This is a genomic window from Streptomyces sp. NPDC111606 (genome assembly GCF_055656945.1).
This window is the reverse complement of sequence record NZ_JBVKBY010000008.1, coordinates 284,370-299,603: the sequence shown is the minus strand read 5'-3', so window position 1 is coordinate 299,603 and position 15,234 is coordinate 284,370. Positions and strand designations below refer to the sequence as shown.

Here is a 15,234-nt window from a genome sequence, read left to right as displayed (position 1 = left end):
CGGACTCAGTGCTTGGCCCCCGCGGCGGCGTCCGCGGCAAGGTGTTGCGTGCCGATCCGCTTGCGGAAGACCCAGTAGGTCCAGCCCTGGTAGAGCATGACGACCGGCGTGGCGATCACCGCGCACCAGGTCATGATCTTCAGGGTGTACGGGCTCGACGACGCGTTGGTGACCGTGAGGCTCCACTCGTCATTGAGCGAGGACGGCATGACGTTCGGGAAGAGCGTCAGGAAGAGCATCGCGACAGCGGCCACGATGGTGACGCCGGAAAAGGCGAACGACCATCCCTCGCGCCCCGCTTGGTTCGCCACCAGCGCCGCCACCAGCGCCGCCACGGCCACGACGAGGGCGACCAGGCTCTGACCGTCGCCGTTCTCGATCTGCGTCCAGAGCAGGAAGATCAGCGCCAGTACGGCGGCGGCGAGACCGACCCACAGGGCCAGCTTCCGCGCCCGCTCCCGGATCTCCCCGACGGTCTTGAGCGCGGTGAACACCGCACCGTGGAAGGTGAACAGCGTCAGCGTCACCAGGCCACCGACGAGCGCGTACGGGTTGAGCAGGTCCAGGGCGTTGCCGACGTACTCATGGTTCTCGTCGAGCTTCACGCCCCGCACGATGTTGCCGAAGGCGACACCCCACAGGAAGGCCGGGAGCAGCGAACACCAGAAGATGGCCTGCTCCCAGTTGCGTTGCCAGTTCTCCTCGGGCCGCTTCGCCCGGTACTCGAACGCGACACCCCGGACGATCAGGCAGACCAAGATCAGCAGCAGCGGCAGATAGAAGCCGGAGAAGAGCGTGGCGTACCACTCGGGGAAGGCGGCGAACGTGGCGCCGCCCGCCGACAGCAGCCACACCTCGTTGCCGTCCCAGACAGGCCCGATGGTGTTGATCAGCACCCGCCGCTCGGGCCGGTTGCGGGCCAGCAGCTTGGTGAGGACGCCAACCCCGAAGTCGAAGCCCTCCAGGAAGAAGTAGCCGATCCACAGGACGGCGATCAGGACGAACCAGACGTCGTGAAGTTCCATGACTGTGCAGCTCCCTCGGCCTAGTACGAGAAGGCCATCGGCTTGTCGGCGTCACGGTCGTCGCCGCCGATCTTCGTGGGCGGGTTCAGGTCAGCCTCGGTGAGCTCGGGAGGGCCGGCCTTCACGTACTTCACGAGCAGCTTGACCTCGACGACGGCGAGGATGGCGTAGAGCGCGGTGAAGACGATCATCGAGGTGAGAACCTCGCCCTGGGAGACGCCGGGGGAGACCGCGTCCCGGGTGCGCAGGACGCCGTACACGACCCACGGCTGACGGCCCATCTCGGTGAAGATCCAGCCCCAGGAGTTGGCGATCAGCGGGAAGGCCAGCGTCCAGATCGCGATGCGCCAGTACAACTTGGTCAGCTTCGGGCCGAGCGCCTTCTTCGGGAGCAGCACCAGATGCGGCACCTCGTCGTCACCGACCCTCAGGTGCTGCGGCAGCATGAACTTCTTGCGGGTCAGCCAGAGTCCGATCAGGCCGATGGTGAACGATGCCATGCCGAAGCCGATCATCCACCGGAAGCCCCAGTAGGCGACGGGGATGTTGGGCCGGTAGTCGCCGGGGCCGTACTTCTCCTGCTCGGCCTTGTTGACGTCGTTGATACCGGGGACGTACGAGGTGAAGTCGTCCTTGGCCAGGAAGGACAGCAGGCCGGGAATCTCTATGGCGACCTTGTTGTGGCCCTTGTCGACATCGCCGATGGCGAAGATCGAGAAGGGTGCCGGCTCCTCGCCGTCCCACAGCGCCTCTGCAGCGGCCATCTTCATCGGCTGCTGCTCGTACATGATCTTGCCGAGCGTGTCACCGCTGATCGCGGTGAGCAGGCCGCCGATGGCGACGGTGACCAGGCCGAGCCTGAGCGAGGTCTTCATCTCGCGGATGTGCTTCTTGCGCAGCAGGTGGAAGGCGGAGATGCCGACCATGAACGCGCCGCCGGTCAGGAAGGCCGCCGAGAGGGTGTGGAAGGCCTGCGCGAGCGCGGTGTTCTGGGTCAGCACGAGCCAGAAGTCGGTGAGCTCGGCCCGCCCCTTCGCCTCGTTGATCCGGTAGCCCACGGGGTGCTGCATCCAGGAGTTGGCCGCCAGGATGAAGTACGCCGACAGGATCGTGCCGATGGACACCATCCACATACAGGCCAGGTGGATCTTCTTCGGGAGCTTGTCCCAGCCGAAGATCCACAGCCCGATGAAGGTGGACTCGAAGAAGAAGGCGATCAGGGCCTCGAAGGCGAGCGGGGCGCCGAAGACGTCGCCGACGAAGCGGGAGTAGTCGGACCAGTTCATGCCGAACTGGAACTCCTGCACGATGCCTGTGACGACACCCATCGCGATGTTGATCAGGAAGAGCTTGCCCCAGAACTTCGTCGCTCTGAGGTACTTCTCCTTCTCCGTGCGCACCCATGCGGTCTGCAGCCCGGCCGTGAGAGCGGCCAGCGAGATCGTCAGAGGAACAAACAGAAAGTGGTAGACGGTGGTGATACCGAACTGCCAGCGCGCCAGAGTCTCCGGCGCCAAAGCCAGGTCCACGTCGCCGCTCCTTACCTACCGCTTGTGAAAGCGTTCACATTCACAAGCAATTATGCAGCACGCCTATCCCTGCCCTCAAAGGGGGGGTCCTTCCTTGAGATCAGCCCCTTGGCGCACACTTCAACATATTGTTGAATCGGTGCCATGCAGACACCGACGCCCCTACAGATACGGATCTCCTGGCCCGCGGGACACCTCACCGCGACCCTCGACGACACTCCCACCACGCAGGCCCTCGCCAAGGCCCTGCCCCTCGCCTCCACTGCCCGCACTTGGGGAGAGGAGGTCTACTTCGACACCGGCGTCGCCGTTCCACGTGAAACCGACGCCCAGCAGGTCGTCGAGCCGGGCACGGTCGCCTTCTGGACCGACGGAGACGCGCTCGCCCTCCCCTACGGCCCCACACCGATATCGCGAGGCGACGAGTGCCGCCTCGCGAGCCCGTGCAACGTGCTGGGTCGCATCGACGGCGACCCCCGTCTGTTGGCGACGGTCCGCGACGGCGACCCCGTGCGCGTGGAGCTGGTGGACGTCTGACCGTGCCCGCGGAGCGCTAAAGCTCCTTCCGGAACCCTTCCGCCACCTTCAGGAAGATGTCGTTCGCCTCGTCCTCCCCGACCGTCACCCGCACACCCTCACCCGGGAACGGCCGGATCACCACGCCCGCCTGCTCACACGCCTGAGCGAAGGCGACCGTGCGCTCCCCCAGTCGCAGCCACACGAAGTTGGCCTGAGTCTCGGGCACCGTCCAGCCCTGAGCGCGCAGTCCGGCGACCACGCGGTTGCGCTCGCACACCAACGAGCCGACCCGGCCGATCAGTTCGTCCTCGGCACGCAGCGAGGCGATCGCCGCCTCCTGCGCGAGCTGGCTCACCCCGAACGGCACCGCCGTCTTGCGCAGGGCCGCCGCGACCGGCTCCTGGGCGATCGCGAAACCGACGCGGAGGCCGGCGAGGCCGTACGCCTTGGAGAAGGTCCGCAGAACACAGACGTTCGGCCGCTCACGGTAGATCTCCACCCCGTCCGGCACCTCGGGGTCCCGGATGAACTCACGGTATGCCTCGTCCAGCACCACCAGGACGTCACTGGGCACCCGGTCGAGGAACCGCTCCAGCTCGGCCCGCCTCACGACCGTGCCCGTCGGGTTGTTGGGGTTGCAGACGAAAATCAGCCTGGTGCGGTCGGTGATGGCGGCGGCCATCGCGTCCAGGTCGTGCACATCGCCCGGCGTCAGCGGCACCTTGACGGACGTGGCGCCGCTGATCTGCACGATGATCGGGTACGCCTCGAAGGACCGCCAGGCGTAGATGACCTCGTCGCCGGGTCCGGCGGTGGCCTGGATCAGCTGCTGGGCGACGCCGACCGAGCCGGTACCGGTGGCCAGGTGGGAGAGCGGGACGCCGAAGCGCTCGGACAGCTCGTTCATCAGCCCCGTGCACATCATGTCGGGGTAGCGGTTGAAGGACGAGACGGCGGCCGTCACGGTCTCCATCACGCCGGGCAGCGGCGGATAAGGGTTCTCGTTGGAGGACAGCTTGTAGGCCACCGGGCCACCGGCCGCGGCAGGCTTGCCCGGCTTGTAGGTGGGGATACCCTCCAGCTCGGCGCGCAGCTTGGGGCTCGTCTCGCTCACCGCAGTCCTCCTCGCGACCACCGGCGGCCCATCACCACCGCCGGCTCCAATACTGCTCACCTTATGAGGATTCCGCGCCGATGCGTACAGGTGAGGAGGGGTCGATGCGTACGGAAGAGGCGAGCCCGCCCGCTGATCCCTCCTGTCACACCTGCATCAGGGGCATCGCCGTACGAAGGCGTACGAATTGGGGGGCGCGCCACACATATATCTACGCGCCGGTGGCTCACTCCGTGGCGCGCATCACCCGTGAAGGTGAGTTGAGACCTCTTCGAAACATCGGGCACTTGGCAGGCCCATGCGCGCCGACAAGTCACGTCCTGCCATTGGATCGTTCAACTCCCTTGCTTTCAAAGGGTATTGACGCATGATGACCTTGCAGAAACGTGTCTGTCAACGCGTGCATATGCGTCCGCACTACCCCACCGAATGAGCCCTACTATCGGCTCGCCATGACAGCAGCAGGGAAGCACCAGGTGAGCCGCGCGGAAACCTCTCGTCGAGGCAATCGACCCGGCCGGGCGGGTATCAGAGACGTGGCCGCCGCCGCGGGGGTCTCCATCACGACCGTCTCCGACGCCCTCAACGGCAAGGGCAGACTCCCCGACGCCACCCGACGCCATGTCCGCGAGGTCGCCGACCGGCTGGGCTACCGCCCGTCGGCCGCCGCCCGCACACTCCGTACGGGCAAGTCAGGACTCATCGGCCTGACCGTGACGACATACGGGGATGAACCTTTCACCTTCACGGAGTTCGCGTACTTCGCAGAGATGGCACGCGCCGCCACCTCGGCCGCGCTCGCCCGCGGCTACGCCCTCGTGATCCTCCCCGCGACCTCACGTCACGACGTCTGGTCGAACGTCGCCCTGGACGGCACGGTCGTCATCGACCCGTCCGACCAGGACCCGGTCGTCAGCGAGCTGGTCAGACAGGGGCTGCCGGTCGTCTCCGACGGTCGCCCGGCCGGCTCGCTCCCGGTCACCGCCTGGGTGGACAACGACCACGAGGCCGCCGTGATGGGCATCCTCGACCACCTCGCCGACGCGGGCGCCCGTCGGATCGGACTGCTGACGGGCACGACGACGGACACGTACACCCATCTGTCGACCACCGCCTATCTGCGCTGGTGCGAGCGGGTCGGCCAGGACCCGGTGTACGAGTCCTATCCGGCGCACGACCCGTGCGCGGGCGCCGTCGCCGCCGACCGGCTGCTCGCCCGCCCCGACCGGCCCGACGCGGTCTACGGACTGTTCGACCCGAACGGCACCGACCTGCTCGCCGCCGCCCGCCGCTACGGTCTGCGCGTACCGGACGACCTGCTTCTGGTGTGCTGCAGCGAATCCACGGTGTATGCCAACACCGAGCCGCCGATCACCACGCTCTCCCTGAAGCCGCGGCGCATCGGCACGGCCGTGGTCCAACTCCTCATCGACGCCATCGAGGGGGTCGAGTCGGACCAGCCGGTCGAGCAGGTGATACCGACCGAACTGATTGTGCGTACCTCGTCCCAGCGACGCCCGCCGCGGACGACGGTCAGCCCGCCCCGGTCGCCCGAGGGCCGGTAGAAACCGGGCGAAGACCTGCCACAGAAGCCGAACAGGAGCGGCAGTGGCAGGTCGAAGGGCCGCAGCAGCGGGGCGAGGGGCTTCAGGAGCAGTTCGAGGGGCGTCAGGAACGCGGCCGTCGAGCTGCCGAAGCCCGGGCCAATCGGGGCGAAAGCCGCAGTGAACAGGAGTCCTGCTCCGATTCACCACCCCTGGGTCATCACATGGCGCGATCGGCATTCCTATGATGGGCCCACGACACCCACGGGCCGCTGCGACCAGGCAGTCCGATGCGGTGCAGCTGCGGCGCGATGGTGGAGGGGTCTGATGACTCAGGGGGCCGGTCAGGGACCCGAGATGGAGCGGACGGCGACGTTGCGCGACTTCCGGGTGCCCGCTTACGTGCACGAGACCGGTCCGTACGTCCACAGCATGCACCCGGGCGAGGTCGCCCCGCCCCTCGACGAGACGTATCCGGAGGGGTACACGCCCACGCAGCGCGACCTGCCCGTGATCAATCGCGGCGACACGGTCCAGGTGCACGTCGACCCCGAGACCGTGCCGGTCCCGCAGTCGACGGCAGGTGCCGGCCCGCTGTTCGTGGTCGGCGACGTGCACGGCTATCTCGACGAGCTGATGGCCGCACTCCAGGAGCAGGGCCTCATCGACTCGGCGGGGAACTGGTCCGCGGGCACCTCCCGGCTGTGGTTCCTCGGTGACTTCACCGACCGCGGCCCGGACGGCATCGGCGTCATCGACCTCGTGATGCGGCTGTCCGCTGAGGCCGCCGCGGCCGGCGGCTACTGCAAGGCCCTGATGGGCAACCACGAGCTGCTGCTCCTCGGCGCCAAGCGATTCGGCGACACCCCCGTCAACTCCGGCGCGGGCACCGCCACCTTCCACGCTGCATGGCTGCTCAACGGCGGCCAGAAGACCGACATGGACCGTCTCCAGGACCACCATCTGCAGTGGATGTCGCGCCTGGACGCCATGGAAGAAGTCGACGGGCATCTGCTCGTCCACTCGGACACCACCGCCTATCTCGACTACGGCGACTCGATCGAGGCGGTCAACGACACCGTCCGCGAGACAATCACGCGCAATGACGCCGACGAAGTCTGGGATCTCTTCCGCAAGTTCACCAAGCGCTTCTCCTTCCGCGACGAGGGCGGCGCCGACCATGTGCGTTCCCTGCTCGATACGTACGGCGGCACCCGCATCGTTCACGGTCACAGCCCCATTCCGTACCTGCTGGGCGAGGTGGGCTCCGAGGAGGGCGAGGACGACACCGGGCCCCTGGTCGAGGGGCCGCACGTCTACGCCGACGGTCTCGCCATCGCGATGGACGGCGGCGTGACCATGGCCGGAAAGCTGCTGGTCCAGCAACTTCCCCTGGATATCTGACCGTTCACGGGGCAGGCGTCGCACATGGCGGAGTGACGGAAGAGGGCCCAGGCCAGGGCCCAATTTTGGCAAACCCCCTGTCACCGTGTGCCGTGACCGCTCTACCATCGGCTTATCCGTAGCAGGCTCCCCTCCGTTTCTGCCCGACGGCTCGTTGGCATGCGAGCCCCAAGCCCTACGGAGCATCGGGGGATGCACATGAACAGCGTTCCGCAGCACCTGCTGAGCGAGGACCGCCAGGATTACGAGCGGATCCTCGATGAGGCGCTGCGCTCCGCCCCACACCGCCCGGAACTGGCCGCTGTCGGTCAGCGGCTCAACCCCGAACAGCTGCGCACCATGGCGCTCAACGCCACCGCTCTGATCACGGCGGCCGCGGCGACCGAGTACCAGCACTACGTGAAGGTCCGCGAGGAACTGCGCCAACCGGCGCCGTCCACCCCTTCCTCCACCCGCGAGTCCGGCTCCTCCGAGTCGAGCTCGGGCGCGATGGGGCTCGCCACGACCATGGGAGAAGTCGCCGAGACAGCCGGCCCGGGCGTCATAGCCGTGCTCGCCGTCCTGGCACCCGTCCTCGCCGGCACCGCAGCGGCGATCTTCCTGCTCGTCGGCTACATCCTGAAGATGTTCGATCCCGAGCCGGCGTTCGCCCAGACGATGCTCACCACCGGATGGGTGTTCGGCGCCATGGCAGCGGCCGCCATCCTGGTGGCCGCCGTCGGTCTCCTGCTCACAGCCCTGCGCAACCGGCCGGCGTTCGACGGCGGGCCGTACGGCGAACTGAGCGAGGAGGTCGCCCGGGCCAGGGAAGCCTGGCGCGAGGCCCTGCTGGAGCGCGGCGTCCTGCCCTTCCTGCGGGAGGCACTCGCCGACCCCGGCACGGCATCGGCCCTGCACCGCACGCCACCGTCGACACCGGCCGGCCGCATCCCGAACCTCGGCTACGGCCGCCCGGGTTTCAGCAGCCCGGACGACGGCGCCTCCCGGGGATCGCGGCCGAGCTTCAGCAGCCCGGACTACACGAGCCCGGACTTCGGAGGCCCGGAACACCAGCCGGAGTAGCGCCTCGGCTTGCGCCCTCCGCCGCAGGAGAGCCCCCACCCGGGGCCCCTCCTTGGCGACGGAACCCCCGGGGAGACCTCCTCGGGGAGGCGCAAGCCGAACAGCCGGGCAGCAACGCCGGACACGACGGCAGCCCGCCGGACACCGGGGCACGGCGCCCCGGGGCACGACGTCGACGTCAGTCCGCGAGCGGCAGGTACACCCGGTTACCCGCCGCGGCGAACTCCTTCGACTTCTGAGCCATGCCGTCCTCGATCTCCTCCTTCGACCCGCCATGTGCGCGGCGGATGTCCTGGGAGATCTTCATCGAGCAGAACTTCGGCCCGCACATGGAGCAGAAGTGAGCCGTCTTGGCAGGCTCGGCCGGAAGGGTCTCGTCGTGGAACTCCCGTGCCGTGTCCGGGTCGAGAGCCAGGTTGAACTGGTCCTCCCACCGGAACTCGAATCGGGCGTCGGACAGCGCGTCGTCCCACTCCTGCGCACCGGGGTGCCCCTTGGCGAGATCGGCCGCGTGGGCGGCGATCTTGTAGGTGATGACGCCGGTCTTGACGTCGTCCCGGTTGGGCAGGCCCAGGTGCTCCTTGGGCGTGACGTAGCAGAGCATCGCCGTGCCCCACCAGGCGATCATCGCGGCACCGATGCCGGAGGTGATGTGGTCGTAGGCCGGCGCGACGTCGGTGGTCAGCGGGCCGAGCGTATAGAACGGAGCTTCATCGCAGATCTCCTGCTGAAGGTCGATGTTCTCCTTGATCTTGTGCATCGGGACGTGTCCCGGGCCCTCGATCATGGTCTGTACGTTGAAACGCTTGGCGATCGTGTTGAGTTCCCCGAGCGTCCTCAACTCCGCGAACTGCGCCTCGTCGTTGGCGTCCGCGATCGAGCCGGGCCGCAGGCCGTCGCCCAGCGAGTACGTGACGTCATAGGCGGCGAGGATCTCGCAGAGCTCCTCGAAGTTCTCGTACAGGAAGCTCTCCTTGTGGTGCGCCAGGCACCACGCCGCCATGATCGAGCCACCGCGCGAGACGATGCCGGTCTTGCGGTTGGCCGTCAGCGGCACGAACGGCAGCCGCACGCCCGCGTGGACCGTCATGTAGTCCACGCCCTGCTCGGCCTGTTCGATGACCGTGTCCTTGTAGATCTCCCAGGTCAGCTCCTCGGCCCGGCCGTCGACCTTCTCCAGCGCCTGATAGAGCGGCACCGTGCCGATGGGGACGGGGGAGTTGCGCAGCACCCACTCACGGGTGGTGTGGATGTTGCGGCCGGTCGACAGGTCCATGACCGTGTCGGCGCCCCAGCGGGTCGCCCAGGTCATCTTCTCGACCTCCTCCTCGATGGAGGAGGTGACCGCGGAGTTGCCGATGTTGGCGTTGACCTTCACCAGGAACCGCTTGCCGATGATCATCGGCTCGATCTCCGGGTGGTTCACGTTGGCCGGCAGTACCGCGCGGCCCGCGGCGATCTCCTCACGGACGACCTCGGGAGAGACGTTTTCCCGGATGGCCACGTACTCCATCTCGGGCGTGATCTCACCCCGGCGTGCGTAGGCGAGCTGTGTGACGGCCTGGCCGTCACGGCTGCGACGGGGCTGGCGCGGACGTCCGGGGAAGACCGCGTCGAGGTTGCGCAGGCCGCCGCGCGGCGAGGTGTGCTTGATGCCGTCGTCCTCGGGACGGACGGGACGGCCCGCGTACTCCGCGGTGTCGCCGCGGGCGATGATCCAGTTCTCCCGCAGCGGGGACAGCCCTCGGCGGACGTCGGTATCGGCGAGCGGATCGGTGTACGGGCCCGAGGTGTCGTACAGCGTGACCGACTCCCCGTTGGTGAGGTGCACCTGGCGGACCGGCACCCGCAGATCGGGGCGTGAACCCTCGACATACGCCTTGTGCCAGCCGATGGACTTCCCGGCCTCCTCGGACTTCTCGTCCTGAACGGAGGCAGGCGTGCGCGCGTCCTTGATGGTCATGAGACCTACTCCCTACGCCGGCATTACCCGGTAACAGGTTCGGCGGTCGACGCAGCGGTATCCGTCCGCCGACGTTTCGTGTGAAACATCACTCGCGATGAGTGATGTTTCATGTGAAACATCGCTGGGACGGAGGTCAGCGCCCTCTCAGCCCGGTGCTCCGAGCTCCCGCGTGTACAAAGGTGGCACCACGCTAGCGTCAATTCGGGCGCGGTGAACAGGGGGCCCCAATCGTTCTTGCGATGATCGGGCGGTGACCACGACGCATGAACCTCCGTACCCACCGCCCGATCCGCCCCGCGGCTCCGGCTCCGGAAACGGCCCCAGAATCGGCCCCGGGCGGAGCAACGGCCGTACAGACGGCCGGGGTTCGGTGGTTCCCGGGGGGAGATACGGCGGTGCTTACGGCCGTGGTCCCGGAGGCGGGGACCAGGACGATCATGCGACTGGGGGCGGGGACTGGCACGAGCACGGCCCCAGATCCGGTGGGGTGCAGAATCACGGCAGCGGGGCCGGCGGCGGCCAGGGGCACGGTCCCGGTCCCGGCGGTTCTTACGAGCGCGGTCCCGAATCCGGCGGCTCGCAGGCGCCGGTTCCCGGCCCGGGTGGCGGGCACGGTCCTGGACCCGGGGGCGGTCATGGGCATGGACCCGGCTCCGGAGGCGGACATGGACACGGTCCCGGCTCCGGAGGCGGGCATGGTCCTGGGTCCGGGGGCCGGCGTGGCGGAGATGACGGTGGCGAGCACGGTCACGGGCACGGGCACAGTCACGCCCACGGGCCGGCTGCTCCCGTCTCCCGGCATCTGCGCAAGGTCATCGCGGCGGTCCTGATCCCGTTCGCCGCGGCGGTGGTGGTGGGGCTGGCGGTGCTGTGGCCGGGCGGTGCCCCGCCGCACGAGCGCACCGGGGTCGGCTTCGACCGGCAGACGCAACAGGCCACGGTCACCAAGGTGGTTGAGCTGAGCTGCAAGGAAGTGGGGGCCTCGGGGGTGCCCCCGACCGGCGACACCTCCACCGCCGAGGGCTCCTCCGCCGTGCAGCAGGACAGCGGCACCTGCAAGAAGGCGACGATCCGCGTCGACAGCGGCAATGACAAGGGCCGTACGTTCACGGAGATCGTGCAGCCCGATCAGTCACGGCAGTTGCACGAGGGCCAGGAGGTCGTGGTCGCCTACGAGCCCTCCGCACCCAAGGACCTGCAGTACTCCGTCACCGACGTGAACCGGCGCCTCCCGCTGACCGTGCTGGCCGCCATCTTCGCAATCGCCGTCGTGGTCGTCGGGCGGTTGCGGGGCCTCATGGCGCTGATCTCGCTGGCCATCAGTTTCCTTATTCTCAACTTCTTCATCCTGCCGGCGATCCTGCAGGGCTCGAATCCGCTGGTCGTGGCGGTGGTGGGGTCGAGTGCGATCATGCTGATCGCCCTCTATCTATGCCACGGCCTCTCGGCGAGAACGTCGGTCGCGGTTCTCGGCACGCTGATCTCGCTGCTGCTGATCGGCATCCTCGGCTCGGTGTTCATCGACTGGGCCGCGCTCACCGGCAATACCGACGACAACACCGGCCTCATCCACGGGCTGTATCCGTCGATCGACATGAGCGGTCTGCTGCTGGCCGGCATCATCATCGGTTCGCTCGGTGTCCTCGACGATGTGACGGTCACCCAGACGTCCGCGGTCTGGGAGCTGCACGAGGCCAACCCGACGATGGGCTGGCGCGGGTTGTACCGGGCGGGCATCCGCATCGGCCGCGACCACATCGCGTCCGTCGTCAACACCCTCGTCCTCGCGTACGCGGGTGCCGCACTGCCCCTGCTGCTGCTGTTCTCGATCGCGCAGAGCGGCGTGGGGACGGTCGCCAACAGTGAGCTGGTGGCGGAGGAGATCGTGCGCACCCTGGTGGGCTCCATCGGCCTGGTCGCGTCCGTGCCCGTCACCACGGCACTCGCGGCCCTGGTGGTCTCGGCCGACCGGCCGGAGAAGGGGGCGGTGCCGACGGGTGCCCAGCCGGTCCCGGCAGGCGGGGCGCCGATCTCGACGGGCGCGCAGCCGGCTCTGGGGCGCGGTGGGCGGGGGCGTCGGCGGAAGCGGTGACATCGGAAAGCTGTGACACCGGGGAAAGCGGGGGGCGTCGGCGGAGCAGGGACGTCGCGTCTGTGCAAGGGGCGGCGAACACGGTTCGCCGCCCGCGCGCCTCCCGTGCGCCGAATCCGAACCCGAGACCTCGCGCCTCCGGCCTTGCAGATCCGGCGTCTTGGGGAGCAAGCCCGGCAAGGAAGCCCTCCCATGCGCGCCGGGAGCGCCCGGCGAAGCGTTACGCCACCCCTGACAGCCACGAGCCTCAGCCCGCGCTCTGCTCCTCCGCGAGGATGCGGTCCAGGGCATCGTCGAGGTGGGCGTCGAAGTCGGCGAGCGCGCCCTCCTGACCGAGCGGCACCAGCTTGTCGGTGCGGTCGAGAAAGGCCACCAGAGGCGCCACCGAGGAGCGGAACAGTGCCTGGTCGGCACCCACCTGAAGCCGGATCAGAACGTCGCCCAACGTCTCGGTACCTGCTGGAGAGACCCGTACATCTCCCTCCCCGCACGGGCGGCCCACCCCATCGACCAGCAGTTCCCGGCCGAAGGCCCAGGTCACGGGGGCGTCGCCGGGCAGGTGGAAGGTAAGCCGCACGGCATAGGGATCACAGGTCTCGTAGCGCAACTCCACCGGGATGCGGAAGGAGAGCTCCTCGGACACGAGAAAGCTCATCATGACCTCTGCCTCTACGGACTCGCGCATCGCCCTACCCCGTCGTTTGCAGTCGACTGGCCGGGAACGGACCCCGACACTGGTGGAATCTTGCTGAACGTACACGAGAGATCACAAGGAGTGAGTTTTCAGATACTGATAGAGATCGAGAGTGACCCCAGGAGCCGCCCGATCTCCTCCTGCAGTTGCAGCACCGCCGACAGCAGCCGGTCGGCCTGGTGGGCGGGCAGCGAAATGGCCATCGTCGCGGCCGTGGTGCCCACCGTGATGGGAATGGCAGCGCACACCGTGCCCAGCGCGTACTCCTGACGCTCGGTCACGGGATCCATCCGCCGGGTCCGTTCGAGACGTTGCAGCAGGGTGCGGGTATCGCGCACGGTGTAGGGGGTGATGGACTCCACGGGGTGGCGGGCCAGGTGATCGCGGCGAGCGTCCTCGTCGAGCTGGGACAGCAGGCACTGACCGATGGCGTGCGCGTGGCCGGTCTCCCTGAAGTCGGCCCACTCCTCGACCGCCGGATTGCCCGGGGTGTCGGAGACGCACATGACCTCGATCTCGCCGTCGCGGTACTGGGCGTAGTAAACCGGGACACCAATGGCGTCACGCCATTGAGCGAGCGCGTCGACAACCGTGCTGCGACGTTTCTGCGCTGCTGCGCTGCTGCTGAGCCGTACGGCTCCCTCGCCGAGGAAGAACAGCCCTTTGTCACGGCGCAGATAGCCCTCGTGCACCAGTGTGCGCAGCAAGTGGTAGGCCGTGGGCAGGGCCAGGCCCGCCTCACGGGCGAGCTGTTTGGCCGGGGCGCCGTACTCATGCTCGGCGACACACTCCAGCAGGCGCATCGCGCGCTGGACGGATCCGATGAGCGTCGCGGACTGCGACTGCTCGGCGGAGGCCGGGGAGGCCTGCTGCGGGACCTGGGGGACGGAGGAGCGCGGCTGTTCGAGGGGTGCCTGAGGTTCTGAGGGTGCGGTGTCGACCGTGGCCAAGGGTTACTCCCGAAGCGCGAGAGGGGAGCCCGTGCTGGGGAACACGGGGCGGTGCACGCCGCTCGCGGGGTCGTCCCCGCGTCGATTTCCGGACTCTATTGGCCCGTCACCGCTCGAAGACGCCCTGCTCGGAAAACTTCCCCCGCCCGAGGGAACCGGCGATTCCTGTTACCGCCCACCGGTCCCCACGGCCCCCATGGCCCTCACCAGTCGCTGCGCGACGAGGAACTCGACGTGAACTTCCGTACGACGTAGACGAGTCCACCGACCAGTGCCACGAAGACCAGCACCTTGAAGAGCAGTCCGATGACGAACCCCACGACGCTGGCTATCAGCCCACCGAACACCACCAGTGCGATGACCGGCACCGCGATCCACTTCACCCACCACGGCAGTCCTGCGAAGATCTCACGCATCGCCCTCGTCCTTACCTCTCCGCCCGTTACTGTGCCGGGTCCTGATCCGTCGAATCTGCTGATTCCTGCATTCGATGCTAGGTCCGGCGGGCGCCGAGCGGACGCCTCGCAGCCCTTGTCCTCCCCTGATCGATCCCCTAGGGAACCCCGAGGCCAAAGGTCAGCTCGCGGGCGGAGAGAACACCACGAGCACCCTCAGGTCCTCGCTGATGTGGTGGAACTTGTGGGCCACCCCGGCCGGCACGTACACCACGCTGCCGCGCGCCACATGTGTGGTCTCCATGCCGACGGTGATCTGAGCACGGCCGCTCACAACGAAGTAGACCTCGTCCTGGTTGTGCGGCTTCTGTGGATCGTGCGCACCGGCGTCGAGCGCGTACAGACCGACCGACATGTTCCGCTCCCGCAGAAACTGCAGGTAGGCGCCCTCGTTGGCGGCGCGCTCCGCCTCCAGTTCATCCAGCCGGAATGCCTTCATCGCTCTCGTCCGCCCTTGTCCCGGTGCTCGTGACCGATCTCGTCTGCCACGATCAGACACATGAAGAATTTCGTAGTCAAGACGATCGCCAACGCGGGTGCCCTGGCGGTCGCCGTCTGGCTGATAGACAAGATCACCCTCACCGGCGACAGTACTGGCAAGCAGATCGGCACCCTGCTCATAGTCGCGCTGATCTTCGGCCTGGTGAACTTCGTCGTCAAGCCGATCGTGAAGCTTCTCAGCCTCCCGCTGCTCATCCTGACGCTCGGCCTGTTCACCCTGATCGTCAACGCGCTGATGCTGCTGCTGACCTCGTGGCTCGCCGACAATATCGACCTGAGCTTCCACGTCGAGGGCTTCTGGACGGCCGTCCTCGGTGGCCTGATCATCTCGATCGTCTCCTGGGCGCTCAACATCGTTCTGCCCGACGGGGACTAAGTA

The 15,234-nt window shown here is 67.8% G+C and carries 14 protein-coding genes; 6 read left to right on the top strand and 8 right to left on the bottom strand.

Going from position 1 to position 15,234, the window contains the following annotated elements; translation table 11 throughout:
• Nucleotides 1–5: 5 nt before the first annotated feature.
• Nucleotides 6–1,025, bottom strand: coding sequence for a cytochrome d ubiquinol oxidase subunit II (cydB, locus tag ACZ7M7_RS28190; RefSeq protein ID WP_472121402.1), 1,020 nt, complete (start codon nt 1,023–1,025; stop codon nt 6–8).
• Nucleotides 1,026–1,045: 20 nt separating this feature from the next.
• Nucleotides 1,046–2,554 (bottom strand): cytochrome ubiquinol oxidase subunit I, encoded by a 1,509-nt coding sequence (locus ACZ7M7_RS28185; RefSeq protein WP_383608215.1) that lies wholly within the window; start codon nt 2,552–2,554, stop codon nt 1,046–1,048.
• A gap of 144 nt (nt 2,555–2,698) precedes the next feature.
• On the opposite strand from ACZ7M7_RS28185, the gene ACZ7M7_RS28180 reads away from it, so the two are divergent.
• On the top strand, nt 2,699–3,091 hold the full coding sequence (locus ACZ7M7_RS28180; RefSeq protein ID WP_453821222.1) for a cyclophilin-like fold protein: 393 nt from the start codon (nt 2,699–2,701) through the stop codon (nt 3,089–3,091).
• Nucleotides 3,092–3,107: 16 nt separating this feature from the next.
• Here ACZ7M7_RS28180 and hisC read toward each other — a convergent pair whose 3' ends face one another.
• Nucleotides 3,108–4,187 carry a histidinol-phosphate transaminase gene (hisC, locus tag ACZ7M7_RS28175; protein ID WP_383608219.1) on the bottom strand — a complete coding sequence of 360 codons (1,080 nt, stop codon included), beginning with the start codon at nt 4,185–4,187 and terminating at the stop codon, nt 3,108–3,110.
• Nucleotides 4,188–4,639: 452 nt separating this feature from the next.
• Here hisC and ACZ7M7_RS28170 point away from each other — a divergent pair, with 452 nt between their 5' ends.
• The 3 genes from ACZ7M7_RS28170 to ACZ7M7_RS28160 all read left to right on the top strand — a co-directional run bounded on the left by ACZ7M7_RS28170 (nt 4,640) and on the right by ACZ7M7_RS28160 (nt 8,197).
• A complete protein-coding gene (locus ACZ7M7_RS28170) occupies nt 4,640–5,752 on the top strand; it encodes a LacI family DNA-binding transcriptional regulator (RefSeq protein ID WP_383608221.1) in 1,113 nt (370 codons plus the stop codon).
• A 306-nt stretch (nt 5,753–6,058) separates the two neighbouring features.
• Nucleotides 6,059–7,135, top strand: coding sequence for a metallophosphoesterase (locus tag ACZ7M7_RS28165; RefSeq protein ID WP_383608223.1), 1,077 nt, complete (start codon nt 6,059–6,061; stop codon nt 7,133–7,135).
• 192 nt (nt 7,136–7,327) lie between these two features.
• Nucleotides 7,328–8,197 carry a hypothetical protein gene (locus ACZ7M7_RS28160; RefSeq protein WP_383608225.1) on the top strand — a complete coding sequence of 290 codons (870 nt, stop codon included), beginning with the start codon at nt 7,328–7,330 and terminating at the stop codon, nt 8,195–8,197.
• A 178-nt stretch (nt 8,198–8,375) separates the two neighbouring features.
• Here ACZ7M7_RS28160 and thiC read toward each other — a convergent pair whose 3' ends face one another.
• Nucleotides 8,376–10,160, bottom strand: coding sequence for a phosphomethylpyrimidine synthase ThiC (thiC, locus tag ACZ7M7_RS28155; RefSeq protein WP_383628889.1), 1,785 nt, complete (start codon nt 10,158–10,160; stop codon nt 8,376–8,378).
• A 490-nt stretch (nt 10,161–10,650) separates the two neighbouring features.
• Here thiC and ACZ7M7_RS28150 point away from each other — a divergent pair, with 490 nt between their 5' ends.
• Nucleotides 10,651–12,255, top strand: coding sequence for a YibE/F family protein (locus ACZ7M7_RS28150; RefSeq protein WP_472121398.1), 1,605 nt, complete (start codon nt 10,651–10,653; stop codon nt 12,253–12,255).
• 247 nt (nt 12,256–12,502) lie between these two features.
• On the opposite strand, the gene ACZ7M7_RS28145 is transcribed toward ACZ7M7_RS28150, so the two are convergent.
• From ACZ7M7_RS28145 to ACZ7M7_RS28130, 4 genes are all read right to left on the bottom strand, one after another.
• The gene (locus ACZ7M7_RS28145; RefSeq protein WP_328426174.1) at nt 12,503–12,940 is read right to left on the bottom strand and encodes an SsgA family sporulation/cell division regulator; all 438 of its coding nucleotides are present in this window, start codon (nt 12,938–12,940) and stop codon (nt 12,503–12,505) included.
• Between the two features lie 98 nt (nt 12,941–13,038).
• Entirely contained in the window at nt 13,039–13,899 is an 861-nt protein-coding gene (locus ACZ7M7_RS28140) for an IclR family transcriptional regulator (protein ID WP_472121395.1), read from the bottom strand.
• 203 nt (nt 13,900–14,102) lie between these two features.
• The gene (locus ACZ7M7_RS28135) at nt 14,103–14,315 is read right to left on the bottom strand and encodes a DUF5326 family protein (protein WP_133927993.1); all 213 of its coding nucleotides are present in this window, start codon (nt 14,313–14,315) and stop codon (nt 14,103–14,105) included.
• A 160-nt stretch (nt 14,316–14,475) separates the two neighbouring features.
• A complete protein-coding gene (locus ACZ7M7_RS28130) occupies nt 14,476–14,793 on the bottom strand; it encodes a cupin domain-containing protein (protein ID WP_328426167.1) in 318 nt (105 codons plus the stop codon).
• Between the two features lie 60 nt (nt 14,794–14,853).
• On the opposite strand from ACZ7M7_RS28130, the gene ACZ7M7_RS28125 reads away from it, so the two are divergent.
• Nucleotides 14,854–15,231, top strand: a complete 378-nt coding sequence (locus ACZ7M7_RS28125; protein ID WP_472121392.1) for a phage holin family protein — start codon at nt 14,854–14,856, stop codon at nt 15,229–15,231.
• The last annotated feature ends 3 nt before the right edge of the window (nt 15,232–15,234 follow it).